19 protein-coding genes and 1 tRNA gene are annotated in these 22,978 nt (G+C 62.0%); 2 read left to right on the top strand and 18 right to left on the bottom strand.

The window, feature by feature from the left end; translation table 11 throughout:
* Positions 1 to 300: 300 nt before the first annotated feature.
* The gene (locus tag BWR18_RS06920) at positions 301 to 645 is read left to right on the top strand and encodes a hypothetical protein (protein ID WP_083957658.1); all 345 of its coding nucleotides are present in this window, start codon (positions 301 to 303) and stop codon (positions 643 to 645) included.
* Here the strand turns inward: BWR18_RS06920 and BWR18_RS06915 are convergent.
* The 15 genes from BWR18_RS06915 to BWR18_RS06845 form a co-directional block, all read right to left on the bottom strand.
* Entirely contained in the window at positions 642 to 1,196 is a 555-nt protein-coding gene (locus BWR18_RS06915; RefSeq protein ID WP_076627297.1) for a pyridoxamine 5'-phosphate oxidase, read from the bottom strand. The genes BWR18_RS06920 and BWR18_RS06915 overlap by 4 nt on opposite strands.
* Positions 1,189 to 2,229 (bottom strand): lipocalin-like domain-containing protein, encoded by a 1,041-nt coding sequence (locus BWR18_RS06910; protein WP_076627296.1) that lies wholly within the window; start codon positions 2,227 to 2,229, stop codon positions 1,189 to 1,191. The genes BWR18_RS06915 and BWR18_RS06910 overlap by 8 nt, the downstream gene beginning before the upstream one ends.
* Complete coding sequence (locus tag BWR18_RS06905) at positions 2,219 to 4,561, bottom strand: ABC transporter permease (RefSeq protein ID WP_254684943.1); 2,343 nt, start codon at positions 4,559 to 4,561, stop codon at positions 2,219 to 2,221. Before BWR18_RS06905 ends, BWR18_RS06910 begins: the two co-directional genes overlap by 11 nt.
* A gap of 23 nt (positions 4,562 to 4,584) precedes the next feature.
* Positions 4,585 to 5,256, bottom strand: coding sequence for an ABC transporter ATP-binding protein (locus BWR18_RS06900; RefSeq protein ID WP_076627294.1), 672 nt, complete (start codon positions 5,254 to 5,256; stop codon positions 4,585 to 4,587).
* Positions 5,253 to 6,554, bottom strand: coding sequence for an ABC1 kinase family protein (locus tag BWR18_RS06895; protein WP_368073643.1), 1,302 nt, complete (start codon positions 6,552 to 6,554; stop codon positions 5,253 to 5,255). The genes BWR18_RS06900 and BWR18_RS06895 overlap by 4 nt, the downstream gene beginning before the upstream one ends.
* 156 nt (positions 6,555 to 6,710) lie before the next feature.
* Positions 6,711 to 6,800 (bottom strand) — tRNA-Ser (locus BWR18_RS06890).
* A 58-nt stretch (positions 6,801 to 6,858) separates the two neighbouring features.
* Positions 6,859 to 7,578, bottom strand: a complete 720-nt coding sequence (locus tag BWR18_RS06885; RefSeq protein WP_076627292.1) for an alanyl-tRNA editing protein — start codon at positions 7,576 to 7,578, stop codon at positions 6,859 to 6,861.
* Positions 7,575 to 10,001, bottom strand: coding sequence for a DUF3772 domain-containing protein (locus BWR18_RS06880; protein ID WP_076627291.1), 2,427 nt, complete (start codon positions 9,999 to 10,001; stop codon positions 7,575 to 7,577). Before BWR18_RS06880 ends, BWR18_RS06885 begins: the two co-directional genes overlap by 4 nt.
* Positions 10,001 to 11,035 (bottom strand): cysteine synthase A, encoded by a 1,035-nt coding sequence (locus BWR18_RS06875; RefSeq protein WP_076627290.1) that lies wholly within the window; start codon positions 11,033 to 11,035, stop codon positions 10,001 to 10,003. Before BWR18_RS06875 ends, BWR18_RS06880 begins: the two co-directional genes overlap by 1 nt.
* 68 nt (positions 11,036 to 11,103) lie before the next feature.
* On the bottom strand, positions 11,104 to 12,210 hold the full coding sequence (locus tag BWR18_RS06870) for an NUDIX domain-containing protein (RefSeq protein WP_076627289.1): 1,107 nt from the start codon (positions 12,208 to 12,210) through the stop codon (positions 11,104 to 11,106).
* Between the two features lie 4 nt (positions 12,211 to 12,214).
* Positions 12,215 to 12,655, bottom strand: a complete 441-nt coding sequence (locus BWR18_RS06865) for a TrgA family protein (RefSeq protein ID WP_076627288.1) — start codon at positions 12,653 to 12,655, stop codon at positions 12,215 to 12,217.
* Positions 12,656 to 12,673: 18 nt separating this feature from the next.
* Positions 12,674 to 13,882, bottom strand: a complete 1,209-nt coding sequence (locus tag BWR18_RS06860; RefSeq protein ID WP_076627287.1) for an SAM-dependent methyltransferase — start codon at positions 13,880 to 13,882, stop codon at positions 12,674 to 12,676.
* Positions 13,883 to 13,957: 75 nt separating this feature from the next.
* On the bottom strand, positions 13,958 to 15,355 hold the full coding sequence (locus BWR18_RS06855; RefSeq protein ID WP_172839417.1) for a cryptochrome/photolyase family protein: 1,398 nt from the start codon (positions 15,353 to 15,355) through the stop codon (positions 13,958 to 13,960).
* A gap of 98 nt (positions 15,356 to 15,453) precedes the next feature.
* Complete coding sequence (locus tag BWR18_RS06850) at positions 15,454 to 16,680, bottom strand: aminotransferase class V-fold PLP-dependent enzyme (protein ID WP_076627285.1); 1,227 nt, start codon at positions 16,678 to 16,680, stop codon at positions 15,454 to 15,456.
* Between the two features lie 89 nt (positions 16,681 to 16,769).
* On the bottom strand, positions 16,770 to 18,464 hold the full coding sequence (locus tag BWR18_RS06845) for a BCCT family transporter (RefSeq protein WP_076627284.1): 1,695 nt from the start codon (positions 18,462 to 18,464) through the stop codon (positions 16,770 to 16,772).
* Positions 18,465 to 18,909: 445 nt separating this feature from the next.
* Between BWR18_RS06845 and BWR18_RS06840 the strand changes: the two genes are divergently transcribed.
* Positions 18,910 to 20,751, top strand: a complete 1,842-nt coding sequence (locus BWR18_RS06840; protein ID WP_076627283.1) for a BCCT family transporter — start codon at positions 18,910 to 18,912, stop codon at positions 20,749 to 20,751.
* Between the two features lie 77 nt (positions 20,752 to 20,828).
* Here BWR18_RS06840 and BWR18_RS06835 read toward each other — a convergent pair whose 3' ends face one another.
* From BWR18_RS06835 to acuI, 3 genes are all read right to left on the bottom strand, one after another.
* On the bottom strand, positions 20,829 to 21,245 hold the full coding sequence (locus BWR18_RS06835; RefSeq protein ID WP_076627282.1) for an HIT family protein: 417 nt from the start codon (positions 21,243 to 21,245) through the stop codon (positions 20,829 to 20,831).
* 59 nt (positions 21,246 to 21,304) lie between these two features.
* Positions 21,305 to 21,688: a GNAT family N-acetyltransferase gene (locus tag BWR18_RS06830; RefSeq protein WP_076627281.1), complete on the bottom strand. Its 384-nt coding sequence runs from the start codon at positions 21,686 to 21,688 to the stop codon at positions 21,305 to 21,307.
* A 299-nt stretch (positions 21,689 to 21,987) separates the two neighbouring features.
* Positions 21,988 to 22,974 (bottom strand): acryloyl-CoA reductase, encoded by a 987-nt coding sequence (gene acuI / locus BWR18_RS06825; RefSeq protein ID WP_076630173.1) that lies wholly within the window; start codon positions 22,972 to 22,974, stop codon positions 21,988 to 21,990.
* Positions 22,975 to 22,978 lie beyond the last annotated feature (4 nt).

The raw sequence follows: 22,978 nt of genomic DNA, 5'->3' as shown, positions 1-22,978 counted from the left end.
CATGGCGCGCGTTTCTGCACACCATAGTATACCGTGCAGATAACGAGTCAGGCCCAAAGGCTCAATGCCAGTCATGCAGGCGCGACAATTGTATCCGATCTGCCTTTCGAGCGCGCATAAAATGTCGTCAATCAGGGTGCTCACATGCGAAATGGCACGGAGCTAGGACACGACGCGGAAACCTCCCGGAGCGGCTCAAACCGCTTAAAGTTTCCATACCGCACAGTTGACGCACAGATTTTCGAGCGCAATGCTCAACAAATGAGCGGATTGAAAATAATATTAGCTGCCGGAGCAGTTATGTTCGGCATGGCGGGTGCAGCCGCAGCGCACGATGGGCTTACATATACATTTGCCGAATGCGCGGGCCGGTTCTCTGCCGAAATGGAACATGCGTGGCTGACGAATGACCCCGCCGCGTCTGATATCGCAGCAGACCGAACATCCTTTGCCATGCTCACCTCCGCGACGATGGCGCCAGATGAGGGGCGCAACATCCTCAATCACAGGATTGAGGTGAAGCTGGCGCATGCAGCCCTGTTGCAACAGGCGTCCTTTGGCACAACACCGGCCCGCGCACGATCCGCGCGGCAGGTCGCCAACAAGCAGATCAGGGCGTGTCGCACGCTGCTTTTGGGCAGCTAGGGCGCACACCAGGTCCCGGCCCACCCGTCGCTGCGTACATATTCAGCGCGACGGTGCCGTTCCCCAAGATGAACAAGATCAATGTGATCAATCGTGCAGCGCAGAACCGCAAAGCGCGCCCGCTCGGGTGGCTTTTCATAGGCATAGACGTCTTCGATAGGCGTGCCCGGATCAGGCACCGTTCCATATGACACGCGTGAGGCAGGCGGCACCCTGGTCCAAGCCTCTTCCACCGCATCGCCGGTCAGGATCGCGACCGTCGTGGTCAGTCGAATTTGCAAATTCGACTTCGGCAGCCAGACATGAAAGGCGGCAACCGGCGACGCGCGCACGGCTGCAATCTTGGGAGTGTTGATATCGGTATGAACCTCGACCACTGCTTCTGTCTGCGCGGCGCGCCGCAACGCAACTGTCCGCGCTTCTGGCACGCCCGCCGGCGATACGGTTGCAAAGGTCGGGTAGCGAGCAGGCGACCGGCTGTCGGCCACGCCACGGCGCAAAAGCTGCCACGCCTCCTCAAGAAACGCAGCCAAATCGCCTGGATCACTCATATCCCGTCATCTCCAAGTAACCGACACCCACGTGACTGCCGGAGATGCGCACCGGGCCCTCCCAATAGGGAATGGTCAACGGCATCCACGCCTGCCCGTTCAAGGCCTCGACACGTGCGTGCACGCCCCTGTCGGGCAGGCGCACGCGCCATGTGGTCGGCACGTCCCGGCCCGCAACGGACGTCATCTCAAGCGGCTCTGCGACAAAGGCACCATCGGGATAGGCGGTTGTCGATCCGTCGGCACCAATCCAGGTCGAGGCGCTGAATCGGGTGCCGTCACGCTGGCGCAATTGAAAGCCCATCATCTTGTCGCCACTGTCAAAGGACAGCGAAAACCAGTCCCACCCCGTCTGGTTGTCCGACAAGGGTTGAGACGACCACTCGCGGTCCAGCCACGCCCGTCCCGTCACATCGACTGGTCCGCCCGGCAGCAATAGCGTGCCTGCGATGTCGTAGAATGGCTGCGAATAGTAGTAACTCGCCTGCCCGTCCGCAGACTTGACCGAAAAGCCGTCCTGCCCCTGGAACACCAGCGGGCCTCGCGCTTCAAGAGCCATATCATAGCTGAACTCCGGACCCTGGGCGCGCAATGTCACAGCGTCCAGCGTCGGTCCCTCCATCACCCATTCGTCGATCCAAGCCCGAAACGGCTCGGCTTCGATACCGGCGACCCCCGTTCCTCCCCGCGCGAACCGTTCCGTGGCGAAATGCGCGTCGGGTGTGGTCACGGCGGCATGGGCGAACCACACTTGCGGCGACTGCCACCCGTCCGCGTCACCCGGCGCAAGGGCGGAGCGAAACAGCGTCCATTGCAGGCCGTAGGCCGTGCCCTCAGCGTCCGTCAGATTGGCGGTCAGATACCACCACTCGATGCGGTAATCCGGATGCGGCCCGTGATCCGCCGGAAAGTCAAAGACCGGATCAGGCTGCGGGATCGCAAAGCCTTCGGCATCGGTCCCCAGCCCGGCAAACCCCTGCGCCAGCGCTGCGAAGGGCCACAGGAAAACAAGAAAAAGCACCCTAGCGTTCATGGGCAAACACCTTCAGCAGCGCATTGGGCGGCGTCCGCATCAAGCGCCAAGCGGGCCAAGCAGCCGCTGCGACCGCGGCCAAAAGCGCATAAAGACCCAACCGCGTGTAATCACCGGGGAACAGGAACATCGGCAAACGCCAGCCAAAGGCTTCGACATTAATGATGGCCAGCAGCACCCAGGCCAGCCCAAGCCCTACAGGCATCGCAAAGAGAAACACCACCGCAGCAAACACCACCGTACGCAGCAACTCCAGCCGTCCGATGCTGCGCCGTGTCAGGCCAAGCGCCCAAACCGGCGCCAATTGCGGGACACGCAGGTCGGCCAGGGTCAGCAGGCTCATCAGCATCGCAAATCCAGCCACTGTTAGCGTCAGCACATTCAGGGCGGCAGTCACTGTAAACGTGCGCTCAAACACTTGCAGCGAAAACGCCTTGAGGGCCGCCTGATCCGTAATTGCACTGTCAGACACGCCCAGATCATCGGTCAGCACGCGGCGCATGGCCTCTGTGTCATCCGTTCGCACCCCGAACTGCCGGGCGCGCACTTGCGGATGCAGAGTGTGAAACAAATCCTCGCTCACAATCACCTGCCCTTTGGGATTGCCGTAATCGGCGACGATCGCGGCGATGGGCAGCGGCACACCAGGCACCAGCTCGATCACATCGCCCAGCCACAGACCACTCCGACGTGCCAGCTGCTCGTTGACGACGGCTGCCTGGGCGGCATCTACCGCATCCCAGGCCTCGCCGTGTTGATCCAGAAACACCCAATTCTCGCGATATGTCGGCCCGACCCGAACCCCAAACAGGCGCACGGGCTGGCTGGCGATCTGCGCATCAACCATCAGTAACGGCAACACAGTGGCACCCGCTTGGGCCAACCCCGCCTCCACGGCCTCGGCCTGCATCGCGCTTTCGGTCTGCACATAAAGCTCAGGCGCCAGACGCTGATCCAGAAAGGATACAAAAGTCAGCCGAAAGCTCGACACCATCGTCGCGACGCCGATATTTGCCGAAATGGCGAGCAACAGCGCCATGAGTGCCAGGCTCAGACCGGGCAATTGCTGGCGTGTGTCGGCCCAGAACCAGCGTGCCACCGGCGAATGCGCCCGGCGTTCCGCCACCCGCAAAAGCGGCGCGATCAAAACCGGCAGGATCAGGGCAGCACCGATCAGAAAACAGCCCAAAAGGGCAAAACCGGCAAGCAGCCCCTGCCCGCCCAGACCCAGCACAAACGCCGCCGCAAACAATACAGCCGCGCACAGTGTCTGCACCCGCTGCGCACGGCGCGATGACATCGCCCAGGCGCGTGGACGCGCACTGGCCAAAAGCGGCATCCGGGCGATCTGCGCCAGCCGGACACCCGCCGCCGCAAGTGCACCCAGAACTGCAATGGCCAGCCCGGACCCCCACCAGGACACCCGAAACTGCAAACTGCCCGACACGTCGGCCCCGTAGAGCCCGCGCAACGTCACCGCCACGTCGGGCAAAAGGGCCGCAGCAATGACGTAACCCAGAACAACGCCGAGGCCCGCGCCGATCAGTGCGAGGATCAAGACCTCAACAACCATCAGCGTGATCAACCGCGGCAACGGCACGCCAAGCGCGCGCAGGGTCCGCACCACGCCGCGCCGCTGCTCAAAGGCAAGGCCGATGGTGCTGTAAACGATGAACAAACCCACGGCAAAGCTGAGCAGGCCAAAGGCCGTCAGGTTGAGGTGAAAGCTGTCGGTCAACTCGCCCACATCAGCCGTCTGGCTGGCGGGTTGCAGCCGCAAGTGCGGCGCGATCTCCGCCAGCGCTGGCTGCACAAGCGGTTGGTCGGGCTGCACGAGCAGTCGGCTTAGATCTGCCCGGCCCAGCACCCGTTGCGCCACGCCGATATCCGTCACGGCAAGGTTCGGCGCGATGTCGGCATCCACAACGACCGATAGGTCCGCCGGCAGGTTCGCAGCCGTCTCTTCATTGGCAAAGACGCGGTCCTCACTCAAGAGCCCCGTCAGGTCACCATCCTGTCCCGCACCAAAACCCGCGGGCGATGACAGCGGGTCGATCCCCAGCAGACGTACGTCGCCCAAGCGTCCCTCAATCACCGGCGCCACCAGCCAGCCTGCGCGCCGCAAATTAACGAAGTCAGCTTGTGCGATGCGGTCGCCCGACACCGGCACGATCTGGTCGAACTGCCCCTCCCCCAGCGTCGACGCGGCGGCGTCATAGCTGGCGCGCGCCTCGGCGTTGATGGCCTGCACGCCGGACCAGAGCGCGGTTGCCAGGGCAAGGCCCGCAAGAAAGGCAAAAAGCTGGAGCGGATTGCGCCGCCAATGCGACATGAAGGCTGAAAGGCAGGCGCGCGTCACGCGACCTGCCCCCGGCTCAGATGCAGGCGGCGGTCCATACGCGCGGCAATGCCCGGTGAATGTGTGACCAAGAGCAGCCCCGCGCCGGTATCCGCAACAAGCGCCAGCAGCTGCTCCAACACCTCGCTTGAAGTGCCCTCATCAAGGTTGCCCGTGGGTTCATCCGCCAGCAGGACACGCGGGCGCGCCGCCAAGGCACGGGCAATGGCCACCCGCTGTTGCTGGCCACCCGACAGGGCCTCTGGGTATTTCGTCAGCTGCTCGGACAGGCCCAGCTTTGCCACCAAATGACCCACAACCTGTGCGTCGAGGCGTCCCGCAAGGCGCGCCTGAAACGCGATGTTGTCCGCCACGTTTAGCGACGGGATCAGATTGAATTGTTGAAAGACCACAGCGACGTCCTTGCACCGGATGGCCGCGCGCTGCGTGTCCGTCATCGGCACCAGATCCTGGCCCGCCACGCGCACCTGCCCGGCATCCGCCGTCTCCAAGCCGCCTGCGATGTGCAAGAGCGTGCTTTTGCCACTGCCGGATTCACCAGTGAGGGCAAGCGTCTCACCGGGGTTGAGGTGCAAGTCCACGCCGCGCAACACGGGCACTGCATCGGTGGCAACGGAATAGGACTTCGTGACACCGCTCAGGTGCAGGACGGGTGCAATCTCTGTCATGCACGCTCCGCGTAAGATGCAATCAGGTCGGCGACCGGTACACGTGCCCGCAAGCGGCGCGCCAGAAGGAACATGCCAGCCACCTTGCGTTGCACATAGAGCAGATCCATCGGCACCGGCGGCGGTACAAAACCGTCACGCGCCAGGTTCTCACCCATGTGCTGCAACCGGCGCGACAGGTCAGACGCCGCGAGGTCGAGAACGGGATGCGCGCGCAACTCGTCAAAGACTAACATGATCATGTCGAGGATAGGTGTGCGGAACTCTGGCGCCACTGTCAGCGGGACCAATTCCATCTCTGCAACAATGTCCGATACCTCGTCGCGCGCGTCCCGCATCCCGGCACGGATCAGCGCCCGCATCTGGTCGGTCAGTCCAGACGGCACCGTTCGGGTTGCGCCAAAGTCCAGCAATACGATGCGGCCCGATGTCTGATCAAATCGGTAATTGGCAAAATTCGGATCGGTCTGCATCACGCGGAACTCGAACAACTCTCGCAACACAAGCGTGCAAAGGTCGCGCATCACGCGGTCCCGTGTCTCCTGCGCTGCGCCCTCCACGCTTTCGATGGGGTCGGACGCAACAAAGGTCATGGCCAACACGCGCCCGGTGCTCAGCGGCGCGTGCACCCGCGGCAGTACAAAGCTTTCGTGGTCGCCCAGCAACCCGACAAAATGCTCCAGATGCGCCGCCTCTGCGCCATAGTCCGCCTCTTCCCGCAGCTGCGCGCGCGCCTCGTCCAGATAAGGCTCCAGCGCGAAACCCTCGGGCAGCAGACCTGACAGGCGGATCAACCGCCCGATATTGGCCACATCGCTGTCAATGCTGCGGGCGATGCCGGGATATTGCACCTTGATCGCCAGTTCCGTGCCATCTGGCAGGCGGGCCCGGTGCACCTGCCCGATAGAGGCGGCCGCGATGGGTCGCACATCGAACGCGGCAAAGAGCGCGCGCCAGCCGCCGCCCCACTCCGCATCCAGCACATCACGCAATTGCCGCGGCGGCATGAAATCCGCATCCGCCCGCAGCCGCGCCATGATCTCGGCAAGCTCGGGCGGCAGCACGTCACCGGTGTCCATCGACACAAGCTGGCCCACTTTCATAGCCGCCCCGCGCATCCGCGCCAATTCGTCCGCCACGCGGCGCATGTTTGCGGGTGTCAACAGCAGGTCGCGCGTGTTCGGACGCGCGCCCTGCCCCAACTGCCGCACCCCGTCAAAGGCCATGCGCCCCGCCACGCCCGCCGCCATCGACCCCATACGGCCAAAGCGCGACAAGCGCCCCGCCGGTACCGCCAAGGGGCGGGAAAGATGTGAATGGTTTGCCATCTGCGTCGTGTGTCCTTGCCTCCCACCGTAGCTAAGCGGCGCGGGGCGGAAATCAAACGCTGTGACAACGCCTTGCCCGGAAAATGCACGATCATAGCGCGCGCTATATCATCCGTCGGGAGGGGGTGGCGGACAGGAAGGGATTCGAACCCTCGAGACGGTCTCCCGCCTACGCACTTTCCAGGCGCGCGCCTTCGACCACTCGGCCACCTGTCCACCGCCGTCTCTATCCAATGTAGGCACCGGGATGCAAGCAGGTTCGTCGCGAAAAATCTCAGCTGCCCAGATGCAGATAGACGCGTCGGTTCACGCGCCCTTTCTTTTCAATCTTGCCGATGCGCAGGGTACCGATCTCACCGGTCCGGGCCACATGCGTGCCGCCACAGGGTTGCAAATCAATGGTCGCTGGCCCTTCGCCAATGCGGATCAACCTGATCTTGCCCGCCCCGCGCGGGGGCTTCGCCGACAACGTCTTTACCATGTCGGGGTTGGCATCCAGGTCGGCTTCGGTGATCCACTCAGCGCTGACGCGCGCGTCAGCGGCCACATGGTCATTCAGAACGGCGGCAAGCGCCTCCCTGTCCTCGGGCGCGTCGGCCATGTCAAAATCAAGCCGCCCCCGCCCGGCAGAAATGGACCCACCCGTCACACCGAATGGCAAGGCAACCGACAACAAATGCAGCGCCGTGTGCACACGCATATGGGCATAGCGGCGGTCCCATTCCAGCGATTGGGTCACCTGTGCACCGACAGGGGGCAACGCGCGCGGTTCGGACGGCACCAGCACGATACTGTCACCCTCCCCCTTCACAGTGGTGGCGATGGTCAATGCACCGCCGTTCCAACGCAGCGTGCCGCTGTCACCGGGCTGCCCGCCGCCAGTGGGGTAAAAAAGCGACTGGTCCAGGATGATACCGCCTTCGGGTGTATGTGCCACCACTACGCCGTCCGCATCCCGGGCATAGGCATCCTCGCGAAACAGCGGCTCGGTCATCTCCCGTCTCCATCCCCATCTTCCGCCGGGGCGTCGGGCTCAAGGTCGCTATGGTCCATATGCTCAACCACCGGCTTTTCCACATCGGCAGAGGCACTTTCGGACGGGACAGGCTCCGCCTTCGCTTGCAGAACCTCCGGGTTACGCAGCCACACATCCCGCTGGGCAAAGGGTATCTCGATCCCCTCCTGCTGGAACCGGTCGTTGATCTGGTGGTTGATCTCGTTCTTGACGGACAGCATCCAGTTCACGTCGCGCAAGATCATCCGTATCTCGAAATCCAGACTGTCGGCGCCAAAGCCCATGAACAGGATCGCGGGCGGCGGGTTGGCCAGCGCCATGGGATGCGCCTCTGCAATCTCTTTCAGGATCCGTTCGACACGGCGGGTGTCGGTGCCATAGGCCACACCGACAGGAACGATCACGCGCCCAACAGTATTGCCGCGGGTGTAGTTCGTCACAGTGCCGGAAATCAGGTCCGCATTGGGCACGATGACGTCCGTTCGGTCAAATGTCTCGATCCGCGTCGAGCGGACCGAGATCGAGCGGACATATCCCATCTGCCCGCCCACCTCGATCCAATCGCCCTCTGAAATGGGGCGTTCAATCAGCAGGATGATACCAGAGACAAAGTTCGACACGATGGTCTGCAAACCAAAGCCGATCCCGACCGACAGCGCACCGGCCACGATGGCCAGGCTGGACAGGTCGATCCCGGCCGACGTGATGGCGATCAGCGCTGCCAGAAAAATCCCGACATAGCCCAGGCCAGACACAATCGCGACCTGACCGCCGGGATCCAGCTTGGTCTTGGGCAGCACCGAGGTTTTCAGAGCGTTCTGAACCGCCCGCGTCAGCACGTAACCAATCGTGAAAACGATGATCAGTGTCAGGAAACTGCCCGGCGAAATGGTCATGTCGCCGATGGTCAGGCCCGACCGCAACCTTGCCCACACCTCGGTCAGGTCGGTGACACGCGCGCCCCAGATCAGCGACAGGGGGATGATGGCGATCAGAACCAGCAGGAAACTGATCAGGGTCGGCACCAGACTTTCGCGCGCGCCCTCGCCCGGCCGCAACGCGGCGTATACGTCGCGCACAAAGCCTTGCAGCAGCACCACGGTGCCGATCAGCGCAAGGGTCAGAATGGTCGGATAAATCAGGAACTTTGATGCCGCGCCAAAGCCAAAGGCAGCAAGGAACGGGGCCAGCATCCCCACCGCGATCAAGCCGCGCCCGATCGTGCCGGCGATCCGGTCTCCATACGCCACAGTCTTCTCTGGATCGTCCCTGCGTGCCCGCACTTGGCGCCGCAGAAGCCACCCGAACCGGACGAGGATTAGACCCGCAACAATGACCAGCGGGAAATGCAGGACCGCATCCGACCCGGCATCGTACCGGTCGAAATCAGACACGCCTGTCAGCAGAACAGCCAGCCCGAACACGCAGGCAAGGATGACGGCATAAACACGCCCTTCCGCCCGTCGGTTGTCCGGTATGGCCACCGGCGCGCGCAGCACATCGTCCTTGGGGAACAAGCGACCGGCAAGCCAGCGCGAAAAGAACAGAACCAGCCCAAAGATCTCCAGCCCGTCCAGAAGCAAATCTCCACGCGGCCCAAAAAGCTGCGTAGCGCGCACCGCCCGGATAAAGGCAAACAGGCCCAGCATGGGCAGGATGATCTGGCCAAGCGACACCACGAAACTGGCCACGCCAGCGCTCGATCCAGTCCCACCACGCTGGATCCTGACCGCCAGCAATTCCGACCAATAGCGCGACCGCGCAAGCAACACCCCGCCAATCACCAATAAAACCAGGACCAAGGGCAGGTTATCGCTGGCATTCGATCGGCGTGACGGGTTTTGCCACGCCTGCTGTGTGCCCGAAACAAGCGCCGCTATAGAGTCCTGCGCCTGCCGCAACGCCGTGGGCCAGTTGCCAGGATTGACCGGCCATGGCCCCATATTCAATAATTCTTCAGTCTGCCTGTCGCGCAGAATGCCGTCGATCTCCGTGATGATCCCGTTGGCGCGGCTGAATGCCTCTTCTGCCGTGCGGCGCGGGGTGCTGAGCCGTTCAAGCTGCGCGTTGAGTTCGGCACGACGGTTGGCGATTTCCGTTGCTTCTTCCTGCCCCTCCTCAGGCGCAGGGCCCAATGCCGCGATCTGCTCGCGCAGGGTTTGCAGGCGGCTGTCATTGGCGTTCAGCTGGTTCTGGAACTGCGCCCGCCAATCGGCGATTTCACCCCGCAGTGTCTCAAACGCCTGGTTCGAGGCTTCGGCGACTTCCACGGCTTGCTCGGCCCTTGTGGCCGTCGATTCCCACGCCGCATAGTCCGGCCCATTGCCCTGCGCGCCCGCCAGGGCCGCAAATAGAACGAGACAGACCGTCAGAAGCGCCGTGCGCATCCAGGCAATGATCATCAAACGTCCTCGAACACACCAGGGATGCTGGACGGCCCTTGTTCAAGCCAATCCGGCACCGGCAGATCCTTGCTGCGCAGAAAGTCGGGGTTGAAGAGCTTGGATTGATAGCGGGTGCCAAAGTCACACAGGATCGTCACGACGGTGTGGCCCGGTCCCAGGTCCTTGGCCAACCGGATCGCCCCCGCCACGTTGACGCCCGAAGACGCGCCAAGGCACAGCCCCTCATGCTCAAGCAGGTCAAACACAATCGGCAACGCCTCGGCATCCGACACGTTGTAGCTGAAATCGGGTGTGAACCCTTCCAGGTTCTTTGTGATGCGCACCTGCCCGATCCCTTCGGCGATGGACCCGCCCTGCATCGCAATCTCACCGGTGGTGTAGTAGCTGAAAAGCCCTGCGCCGTCCGGATCGGCAAGTCCGATCTTGACACCCTTGGGTTGCAACACCTCGGCCACGCCTGCAAGCGTGCCGCCCGAGCCAACCGCACAGATGAACCCGTCGACCTTTCCGTCCGTCTGCTCCCAGATCTCCGGCCCCGTCGTCTCGATATGGGCCTTGCGGTTGGCCACGTTGTCGAACTGGTTGGCCCAGATCGCACCGTTCGGCTCCGTCTTGGCCAGTTCCTCAGCCAAGCGCCCGGAATAGCGCACAAAATTGTTCGGGTTGCGATAGGGTGCCGCGGGCACCTGCACCAGTTCGGCACCGGCCAGCCGCAGCATATCCTTCTTTTCCTGGCTCTGCGTCTCGGGGATCACGATGACGGTCTTGAACCCCATCGACGCGCCCACCAACGCGAGCCCGATGCCGGTATTGCCAGCCGTCCCCTCGACGATGGTGCCACCGGGGCGCAACGCGCCGCTGGCCACCGCATCCTGAATGATCGACAGCGCCGCGCGGTCCTTGACCGACTGCCCGGGGTTCATGAACTCGGCCTTGCCCAGAATGGTGCAGCCTGTCTCCTCGCTCGCCTGCCGCAACTTGATCAAAGGCGTGTTTCCAATGGCCGCGGCCAGATCAGATGCGTAGCGCATGAGGGCATTCCTTCCGTCGTTCCCCAATGGTGTAGCGGTGCAATCACCCGACCTCAAGCCGCGTCCGGCTAGGACATCCCACGCAACCGATCGCGGTGGCGATGCAACCAATAGGTCAGCATGCCAAGGGGCGCGTTCGCAATGCGCCGGTCATCGGCCATGGCCAGCAAGGCGTCGAACCCGATGACGTGGCTGCGGATGTTTTCGCCCTCGGCCTCTTCCCCGCCGATGCCCGCCACGCCATCCGGCAAATCGCAAAGACCGACAAACATGTGAAAAAAGTCGGTTGTCGCACCGGGCGAGGCATAGCATTCGCCCACCGGCTCCAGCGCGCCAAAATCCAGGCCCGCCTCCTCCTGCCCCTCACGGCGCGCCGCCTCTTCGGGAGTCTCACCGGGATCGACCAACCCGGCCACCGGCTCCAACTGCCAGCGCACCGGATCGTCGCGACCGATTGGACCCATGCGGATTTGCTCGACCAGCAAGACCCGATCCCGCGCCGGATCGTAGGGCAGAACAAGAGCGGCATCCGACGACACGAATACGCCACGCTCCATCGGTTCAGACATCCCGCCGTCAAACGTCTCGTGCCGCAGCACGACATCCTCCAGCGCAAAAAAGTTCACATAGCCCTGGCTGCGCGACAGGACCTCGACACGCCCGTCCAGAACATCGCGACCATGCCGACCCGATTGGGCGAGAACCTTGCTCCAGGCCCGCGCGCGAATGCGGGGAAAGCGGGCGGCGATGACGGCCGGGCTCAGATGACCATAGCCCGCCATGACCTCGCGGGAGGCCCACAGGGTCATCTGGGCCCACTTTGCCTGCCACGCATCAAAGTCCCAAACCGCGTCCGTCGCAGAAACGCCCTGCCCGGGCACATAGACCTGCGCCTCTTCCCCGGACGCAAGCACAACGGACCTAAGGTCGTAGTCGAAACCGCCCTCGTAGTAATTGAGCCGTGCAACTTCCGCATCCGTGAGACCACGCACGACCACTCCGTGGGCCAGCGCACCGGGCGCTTCCCGCAAGACAGGGTAAAGGCCGTCCAGCGACGCGCGCGCCACATATCCCGGCAGCGCCGCCGTCTCTGTGTCAAGCGGCCCATCCCGCCCCGACACGCAGTCAAGAAGGGGCGCGTATCTCAACGTGCCATAGAAAAACAGAGGTGCCATCGCCCTATCGCCAGGTGCGCCAGGCGTATTCGGTCAACACACCCGTGATCGCCCCACCGGCAAGCAAGGTCACCCAAATCGGTATCGTGGCCATCAACAGCGCCCATTCCGCCCCGATCTGAAAGATGGCGACGACGGCCTCGAACGCGCCGTCATAGCGGTTCTTCATGGCAACGCGCACCATCTCGTTGCACGATTGGATGAACAGCGCCCAGAACACCATGACGACCGGGCCCGTCAGGCCGACGTTGATCGCAGACGTCATGCCGCGCCCTGCCCGCGCGCCGATCACCATCCAGCCACATATGAACCCGACGGCAACATTGACATGTGTGAACCAGCCGAAATTTGTGTCTTCCTCGAACAGCGGCATGATCATGCCGGACACGACAAAGGCCAGGATCGCCAGGCACACGCCACCGACAAGCTTGGCTGCGTCAGGCATCGTTCAGGTCTTTCATACTTATCCGGGTCGTTTGATCGTGATCTGGGTCACATCGCAGTTGGCACTTTCAAAGGTGGCCGCGCAAGAGGTCAGGTAAAAATTCCACATCCGCCGAAAACGGTCGTCAAAACCCATCTCGGCAATCTCGTCCCACTTCTGGTTGAAGGTTTCGTGCCAGCGGCGCAGCGAGATGTTGTAGCTTTCGCCGAATTCGATGGACCGCTCGATACCCAGACCGGCCTTGGTGATCTGTTGGCGCAGCACCGACGGGCTGGGCAACATGCCACCGGGAAAGATGTACTTCTGAATGAAATCCACGCCGCGCTTGTAGACTTTCCACCGCCGGTCCGTGACTGTGATGATCTGAAGCGTTGCGTTCTTGCCGGGCTTCAGGCGCTCTTTGACAGTCTCGAAGTAGACGGGCCAGTATTTCTCGCCCACAGCTTCGAACATCTCGATGCTTGCGATGCCATCATAGGTCCCACGCTCGTCGCGGTAATCCTGCAACTTGAAATCGACAAGATTGGAAAGTCCAGCCTTCTCAATCCGTTCCCGGGCATACTTGATCTGTTCTTCGCTGATGGTCAGGCCCGTGACCTTCAGCCCCCGCTCCTTGGCGGCATATTCCGCAAAGCCACCCCAACCGCACCCGATCTCAAGGATGTGATCGCCGGGCTGCGCGCCCATCTGGTCCACCATGCTGGCGTATTTCGCGATCTGCGCCGCCTCGTGGCTTTCCTGCCCCGTCTCAAACAGGGCCGAGGAATAGGTCATCGTGTCATCCAACCACAGGCCATAGAACTCGTTGCCCAGATCATAGTGGTAGCTGATGTTCTTTTTGGCCTGCACACGGTTGTTGCGTTGCAGCCAAAAGCGGAACTTCTCAAAACGTCGCACCAAGCCCATGCCGGGAAACCCGTCATAGATGTCGTCGTTGTCCGCATGTACCCAGTCCATAAAGGCCTGAAGGTCCGGTGTGCTCCACCATTCATCAAGATAGGCGTCGCAAAATCCCAGATCGCCCTCGCGGATCAAACGGGCAAAAAGGTCATCGTTGTGGATGTGCACCTCGGCCACCGGGCCGGGGTTCGGGCCCTCGGCCCGAAACTGCCGGCCATCCGGCAGCACAAAATCAACACGTCCGTTGTTCATCCCCTGCGCCATGTCAAAGACACGGGCAAAATATCGCGGCAAGTTTGTCTGGCCGTCCGTCTTTGTCAGGATCATACACGCTCCCCATAGGCGTTTTTGTCAAGTTAACTAGACACTTTCACTGGCGCAACCATTCCCACGCGTTTGCACTCAGAAATCACGGTTTTCATAAGCACTTAGCGCCCGTTTGCGCCCTTGGTCAGCGGCGACGATCGGGTCCGGATAACCGTCATCCGGCGACATGTTCCACGACCGTGGGATCGCGTCGAAATAGGATAGCGCCTCGGATGCCTTGTTGCTGCGCCCTTCGGCGATCCAGCGGCTGACGTAGTCGCGGTTCTTGTCGAACTTGTCGAGTTGCGTGACCGGGTTGAACACTCGGAAATAGGGCGTCGCATCGGGACCAGAGCCCGCCGACCACTGCCAGCCCATCGCGTTGCTGGCGGGATCCCAGTCAATCAGGCAGTCGTCGAACCACCGCTGCCCAATCCGCCAATGACACATCAGGTGCTTGCACAGATACGACGCGACGATCATGCGCCCACGGTTGTGCATGCGCCCCGTCACGTACATCTCGCGCATGGCGGCATCGACGAACTGGATGCCGGTCCGCCCCTGTTTCCAGGCTTTGACCTCGGCCCTGCGCTCGTCCTCGTTCCAGGGAAACGAATCCCAATCCTCTTTCCAGTTCTGGTCCACGATGCGCGGCGTATGGTGCATCAGGTGATACGCAAACTCGCGCCAGACCAATTCTTTCAGGAAGGTTTCCGCACCGGCCTTACCCTCGTCCAACGCCCGCACCCCTGCGTGCCAACACTGGTGCGGGCTGATCTCTCCAAGAGCCAGGTTCTCCGACAGGTTCGACGTGCGATCCTCGGCCGGGATGTCCCGTCCGTTGTCGTAGCTTGCGACTTTGGAGGCCATGAATGCCCCAAGCCGCGACTGTGCCGCACTCTCGCCCAACCGCACATAGGGGCGGACGATCTCCGCGCCGCGGTTCATCGCGGAACCAAGCGCCCAGTCATCCAGCGCCTCGCTGTCGGGCCACGCATCGGGGGCGGGAATGCGGCCCGGTGTGGACAAGGGCGCGTCCACCTCGCGGTCCTTCACCGACCGCCAAAAGGGTGTGTAAACCTTGTAGAAGCCGCCCGTCTTGGTCTCTGCCGTCCAGGGCTCGAACATAAGATGGCCGCCGTAGCTGCGCGCGTCAATGTCCTGTTCCTTGAGCGTCGCTTTGATCGTGCTGTCGCGCTCAACGGCCTGCGGATCATAGAGGCGCGACCAATAGACGGCCCCCGCCCCGGTTTCTTCGATCAGTTTTTGCAAGACTTTCAGCGCGTCGCCCGACCGGAAAATCAGCTTGCTGCCCTTATCGGCCAGCGATTGCGCGAGATGCTCGACCCCCAAACCCCAACGCCATTTTGGTGCTGCGCCCAAGTCGTCGACGCTGCCGTCGCGGATGACGACGGGGATCACGGGACAGCCGCTGTCGCAGGCAGCTTTGAGCGCCGGATGGTCGCTCAGTCTCAAGTCCCGCCGGAACCACATGATGATCGGTGTGCTGCTCAACGCCCCGTTTCCTTTTGTTACCGAGGCTTACGTAGCGCGCACGCAGTTGGATCAAGATGTCGCAGGGTGTCCTTGCGTCAAAGAACAGCGTCTAGGGCGGTCAGCATTTGATCAATCTCGGCATCGTTCGTGTAATGCGTGAAACTCAACCGCAGAACGCCGCGCTCCGGGTCCACGCCCATGGCCTGCAAGGCGCGCCCGGCGTAGAAATCACCGCCGCCTGCCATGATCCCGTCGTCGGCCAGCTCGGCCGCGACGGCGACGGGATCACGGCCCAGATCGAGGGCGACTGTTGGTGCCCTGACTGACGCATCCGTCGGGCCAATCACGCGCAGGTCATTGCGGTCCTTGAGCGCGTCCATCACGCGGGTCAGTGCCTCGACCTCGCGGGCGCGCATCAGGTCGTGGACGATCTGTCCCCGCGGGGACACTTGTGTATCACCACCGCCTATATGGTGATCGTAAAGAGCGTCAACATAATCTGCCATGCCCGCACAGGCCGCCACTTGCGCGTGATCGGGGCCTGCGGGTGTAAAACGTTTGTAGAGGGAGCCCGCGTTGAAATGATGCCCCTGGTTCGGCAGCAATTCCCCTAACGTGCGGCGGATGGTCATGAGGCCCTGATGCGGCCCGTAGGTTTTGTAGGCGGAGAAGAGGTAGATGTCCGGCCCAAGCGTGCCGACATCGGGAAAGCCGTGCGGCGCATAGCTGACGCCGTCGACGCAGACAAAGGCACCGGCGGCATGGGCAAGTGCGGTGATCTCGGTTACGGGATTGATCTCGCCGACCACGTTCGAGCAATGGGGAAAACAGACCAGCCGGACGGTTTCGTCCAGAAGATCCTCAAGTGCTGCCGGGTCCAGATGGCCGGTGGCGGGATCGACCTGCCATTCGCGGATCTCGAACCCGCGCTCGGCCAGACGGCGCCACGGGCCGGAATTGGCCTCGTGATCCTGATTGGTGACGACGATGGCCTCACCCGGCTGCATCATTCCGGCAAAGGCCTGCGCCAGCACATAGGTGTTTTGCGTGGTGGACGGGCCGAAACTCAGTTCATCTGTTTCTACCCCAAGAAGGGCGGCCATGCGCATGCGCGCCTCGTCCATTTCTTCCCCGCCCAGCCGAGAGGCGTCGTAGTCGGCATAGGGCTGCACCTTGCGCTGGGTGTAGAAACGGAACAGCCGGTCGATGACGTGGCGACAGGTGTAACTGCCGCCTGCGTTCTCGAAAAACGCCTGCCCCTGCAGAGATGGCTCGGCAAAAGCCGGAAACTGGGCGCGGACAAAGTCGAGATCAAGGGACATGGGCGGGCCTTTCGCAGTCCTGCCCAGCTTAAGAAAAAGGCCCCGGCGCGCAAGCGCCGGAGCCCGTGATTTACGCGTGTGACTGCGTATTATTCGGCAGGCGTCAGACCGTTGCCCGTGGCGCCCGGAATTTCCGAATGCACGGCGGGCACGCCCGCGGCCTCACGACGACCGTCGTTGTAGATCGCCTTGATCAGGGCAACACACATCAGCGCCATCACGATCGAGAATGGCAACGCCCCGATCACCATGGCTGTCTGAATGGCCCCGGTCCCGCCGGAAATCAGCAAGCCAGCGACCACAAGGCCTAGGGCTGCGCCCCAGAACAGGATGTGGGGACGCGCCTTGGGACCTTCGTCACCGGCGGCGTTGATGGTGTTCACGATGAGCACAGCTGAGTCAGCCGATGTCACGAGGAACGTCATCAACAGCACAACGATCACGACCGCCATGGCCCACGCAAGAAGCTGCGCGATGGGCGCCAGCATGAACTCGGTCATGGCAAAGATCTTGTCACCATTGGCCGCGTCCAGGATGACACCGTTTGCATCGCCGTTCAGTTCGAGGTCAATGGCTGTGCCACCCGCCCATGCGAACCAGACAAAGCACATCAGCGACGGAACGATCATGGCACCAAGCACGAATTCACGGATGGTCCGACCCCGCGAGATGCGCGCCAGGAACAGGCCCACGAAGGGGGCAAATGCGATCCACCAGGCCCAGTAGAACACCGGCCACCAGCCCTGCCATTGGGCCAGCAGGAACGCTTCGGACCCGTCGACACCGTCAGAGGCGTAGACGTTGAAGCTGAGCCATGGCAGCGCAACGAGGTAATCCCAGATGCCCACGAAGAAGGCCGCGGCGCCAAAGAACGTGGCCCCGAAGATGATGAAGAAGCCCAGAAGGAAGATCGACAGCACCATGTTGATGTTCGACAGCCACTTGATGCCCTTGCCCACACCGGAGAGTGCCGACAGAGTCGAGGCCCCCATGATGACCAGAAGGGCCACGATGATGCCAAGCGTTGTTGCCGAGCCGTCATCGAGCACAAGGCCACCGATCCCGATCCGGGTCAGACCCGCCACGAACTGTTCCACGCCAAAGCCTAGCGTTTGCGCCACACCAAGGATGGTCGCAACCACGGCCACGATGTCGATGAGGTTGCCCAGGAACCCCGACAGCTTGGCGCCGAAAAGCGGTGTCAGCGACGACCGGATCGTCAGCGGCAGACCACGGCGGTAGCTGAAGAATGCCAGCGCCAGACCGGCGATGGCGTAGCACGCCCATGCGCCCAGCCCCCAATGCAGGAACGACCAGACATAGGCCTCGCGCACGTTGTCCGCGCCAAGCGCTGTGGTTGCCCCCTGGATGACGGAGGGGTTGTTTTTGAAGTGGGCCACGGGTTCAGCCACGGCCCAGGTGAGCATCCCGACACCGATCCCGGCGCCGAACATCATGGAAAACCACGAAAAGTTGGTGAATTCAGGTTTTTCACCCGGCTGACCCAGGTTGAGGCGCCCAGCCGTTGGCCAGATCGCAAGGCCAAGGCACACAATCACGAAAAAGGTTACAACCCAGATGTACCAGGCGGCAAAGTTCTCGAGAATGACGCTGTTCCAGTCGCCCAGGATCGTACCGGCTTCGGTTGGCCAGACGATGCACCAGACGACAAGCATACTGATGATGATCTTACTGATCACCGCAACATTGACACTGAACCCACGATAAAACCCCGTGTCGGCGGTTTTGATCGGCAGCTCCGTCAAAGGAGGTTGAATAGACATGGTTACCTTCCTGTTGTCATTTTTATGACAAAAGGAAAGCACGGCTCCGCTTATTGGCGAAGGGTTAATTGTCGTGTTTTGCGTCGCAATCGGCGTCAAATGGCCGTTTCCGTCGCTTTTGTGAAATTGGCGACTGGAATTTCAAATTTTGTATCCCATACGACGCAAAAAACACACCGATACCGCCTGTCTGATCGGCGCGTTTGTCTCATTTTTTCAAGATTCGGTCGTGATTTCGCGCGTGGACCGACAAAAAACGTCAAATCCGGGCGCGCCGCTGTCGCAGAATCACCAGTTTTCGCAAGCAACCCTGCCACTTTTAAGGGAAGAAGCGCGCGCAGACGCGTTCCCATGTGAGCGACGTGCACATCCACGGGATTTTTCGCCCACAGCCTTGCCGGTCAGACAGACGCCGGGTCAAACAACAAAACAGGGAGCCAGTTCAATGGCGATACGAGAACCGTTTACGGATCTTGAGATCAACACTCAGGAGTCCGGATTTTATGAGGGACATAGCCTGCCCATCGCGCTGATTTCGAAAATCACGATGGTGGCTTTGGTGTTGTGGGCGATCCTTTGGCCCGCCGCAGCCACCCAGACGCTGGACGCGTGGAACTGGGCGACTTTGCAGGGCTTTAATGCCTTCTACATCATTTCCGTCGGCTTTTTTGCGTTCTTTCTGTTTGTGCTGGCCGCGTTGCCGGTCGGAAAGCGCAAGTTGGGCGGTGCTGACACGCAGACCGAGTTTTCGACCTTTTCATGGTTTGCGATGATGTTCGGTGCTGGTCTGGGCGTGGGCCTCATGGTCTTTGCCACGGCGGAACCGGTGGGCCTGTGGGGGTCGAACCCTGTGATCGTGGCGCAAGGTGCCGATGCCAACAGCCCCGAAGCGGTGCAATCCGCATTTCGCTACGCGCTGTGGCATTTCGGGATTCACGCCTGGGCCATCTATGTGATCACCGGGCTGAGCCTGGCCTATTACGCCTATACCCGCGACATGCCGCTGACCATCCGGTCGGCGTTGACCCCGCTTTTGGGTCGGGCGGCCAACGGCTTTCTGGGTCATGTCGTTGACGTTCTGGGCGTCGTGGCGACGATCCTGGGCGTGGCCGTGACCATTGGTTACGGCGTGAGCCAGTTTGTCGATGGTGTCTACAACGTGACCGGCATGGAGTGGTTGATGGGTGATGCCGTTGATGGTGCGGCGCCCAAACCCTCGACCGTGGGGCTGATCACGGCGCTGGCGATCATCATGGGTATGTCGATCCTGTCGGCGGTGTCCGGCGTGGGGCGCGGGATCAAGTACCTGTCGAACCTGAACCTGGTGCTGTCGATGCTGCTTTTGCTGACGTTCATCGTTTTCGGCTCATTCATCTTTGCGCTGACGACCTACGGCACGGCGCTGGCCGATTACATCTGGAACTTCATTCCCCTGAGTTTCGAAGCCTATAGCCCATTGTCGCAAGAGGCGTTCACCGCCGCCCTTCCGGCGGAGGCAGAACCAGTCGCCGGTGCGCTGTACAGCGGGGCCACGAATGCCTGGGGCAGCTATGACGGCTTTGTCGCCGGGCTTGAGGGCGATGCCGCAGCGCTTGATCCATCCGTGCAGGCCGCCGCGTATGAGGCTGGAACGCAAGGGCGCCTGTTTGGCTGGCAATCGGGCTGGACGACCTTTTACTGGGCCTGGTGGATCGCGTTTTCACCTTTTGTCGGGTTGTTCCTCGCCCGCATCTCCAAGGGGCGCACCGTGCGCGAGTTCATCCTGGGCTGCATGATCGCGCCTGCCCTCGTGTGCTTTGCCTGGCTCACCATCCTGGGCGGTACGGCTGTCAATAACGAACTGCTGGGCGTGGCGGACGGGGCGATTGTAGGTGCATCAAACACCAACAAGCTGTTTGTATCGCTCGCGATGATTGTGCCGGACTGGCTGCTGGGGGCGGTCATCGTGATGTGCGTGGTACTGATCATGACCTTTCTCGTGACGTCGGCGGATTCCGGGATCCTTGTGATGAACACCATCATGTCCGGCGGTGCCGCGGAAACCGGGATAAAACACCGCATCATCTGGGGTCTGATCCTGACCGGCGTGATCGGCAGCCTGCTGGTTGCGGGCGCGATTGATCCGAACAATGCGGACGCGCTGGCGCCGCTTCAGGACGCGATGATCGTGGGTGCCCTGCCGTTCACCTTTGTCATGGTGCTGATGGCCGTGGCACTGGCCAAGGCGCTGATCAATGACAGTCGGCGTGAAAGGGCGAATGACGCCGTGGGCCAACCCGCCGAGTAGGTAGGCGGAAAAAGACTGGGACGCTTTGACCTGCGCCCCGTCAACGTCACCTCAACGTCACGTCACGTCACGTCACGTCACAGGGCCGCGCTGATCTTTTTGGCGTGGCCCTTGATCGCGTCCATATCCCCCATTTGGCCAGCCGGACGCATCGGCACGCCGTCATGCCGTGGATGGATGTGGAAATGCAGGTGAAACACCTCCTGCCCGCCCGCCGTTTCGTTGAATTGCTGCAAAGTGATGCCATCGGCGTCAAAGGCTGCCTTGGCTGCGTTCGCGACTTTCTTGACTGTTGCCATGACGGCAGCCAATTGCGCGTCGCTTGCATCAAGCACGTTGCGGCACGGGGTTTTGGGGATCACCAAGCAGTGCCCGTCCGTGCGCGGCATGATGTCCATGAAGCACAAGGTGTCATCGTCTTCGTAGACTTTGAAAGACGGGACTTCGCCCCGCAGGATCTGGGCGAAAATGTTGCTGTCGTCATAGGCGGTCATCTCTGGCTCCCTTTGCCCTTTGGGCACATCTAGGCCGCAGCGGGCCGCGCTGCCAACCCTCAAAGCGCTCTTTCAAGGTGCGGACCCAGCGCAGGCCGGTCGACAAATCCAGACGCGCGGCACAGTGCAGTTGCGTCAGCGTCACCCAAACCTGTTTGGACAAAAAGGGCGCGGCACCCTGCAAGCCCGGCCTCAAGGCAGGCACCGTCGATCAGCGCCCTGCCGATGCCTTGCCGCCGCAACTGCGGAATGACGTAGACATCCGTCAGCACCATCGCTTTGATCGCCCGCTGCAGGTCAAGGGTGCGCTGCAGGGCGGCGTAGCCAATTGGTTCCTCCTGCAGCGTCGCGACAATCACGTCGACCCAAGGCCGTGGCTCCAGTGTCAGCGTGCTAAAATCCTGTGCAGTGAACCCGTCGCCTGCGCCAGCGGGCCTTGCCATCGCGCAAAGTGCTGCGTGGTCTGACAGGCGGGATGGTCGAATTCTCAGGTCTTCTGGCGGTAACACGGTGTCCTCCGTCCCCTTGTCATTGCCCCGGAGACGTATCGACACAAAAAAACCGCCCCTCGGGGCGGCTGCTGTCCTGCACAGGAATTGGTCCGCCCGGTTATGTCACTGTCGTGCCGTAGAACCATGTATGTATATGCAGTTGTGTCATGACGCGGGGCTTAGCCGACGGCGCTGCCAATTGGCAAGAGAAGATATGGGCACGGTTGTCACCAACCATGCCCGATGCCCGATCAGGCGTTAACGTCCACAACGACGCGGCCCTTGACCTGACCCTTGAGGATGTCTGCGCCAAGCTGCGGCAGATCGGACAGGGTGGCGGGCTGGACCATCGCCTCGAGCTTGTCCATGGGCAGGTCCTGGGCGATGCGGGTCCAGGCACGCACACGGTTGTCATAGGGCTGCATGACGCTGTCGATGCCCAACAGGTTCACACCGCGCAACAGGAACGGGATGACGGTCGCGGGCAAGCCTGCACCCCCGGCCAGACCTACAGCGGCAACGGACGCCCCATATTCCATCTGTCCCAGCACACGGGCCAGCATCGCGCCGCCTACGGCATCGACGCAGCCGCCCCAGGTTTCACCCTCAAGCGGGCGTTTGGTGGTCTCATTGATCTCTTCGCGCGCCACGATCTGGCTGGCCCCAAGCGAGGTCAGGTAATCCGCCGTTTCAGGCCGCCCCGTGACGCCCGCGACGGTGTGGCCCAGATTGGCCAGAATGGCGGTGGCGACAGAGCCCACACCGCCAGCAGCACCGGTGACCAGTACGGGGCCAGATTTGATCCCGTGATCTTCCAAGGCCATCACTGCAAGCATGGCGGTGAACCCGGCGGTGCCAACGGCCATGGCCTGACGGGTATCCAGACCGTCGGGCAGCGGCACCAGCCAATCGGCCTTCACCCGGGCCTTTTGGGCGTACCCACCCCAATGCGCCTCGCCCACACGCCAGCCGGTCAGCACGACCTTGTCGCCGGGCGCATAGCGGTCGTCATCCGACGCCTCGACCGTGCCGGCAAAGTCGATGCCTGGCACGTGCGGATACTTGCGCACCAGACCGCCGCCAGGACCGATGCACAGGCCGTCCTTGTAGTTCACGGTGGAATACTCGACCGCAACGGTCACCTCGGCCTGGGGCAGATCATCCAGCGACAGTTCGGTCACTGCAGCGGATGTCTTGCTGCTCTCTTCGTCCTTGTTGACCACCAGTGCCTTGAACATGTCG

Origin of the sequence: Tateyamaria omphalii, from assembly GCF_001969365.1 — a bacterium.
GTDB lineage: Bacteria > Pseudomonadota > Alphaproteobacteria > Rhodobacterales > Rhodobacteraceae > Tateyamaria > Tateyamaria omphalii_A.
The sequence above is the reverse complement of the archived record's forward strand: the minus strand, read 5'-3'. Positions and strand labels throughout refer to the sequence as shown.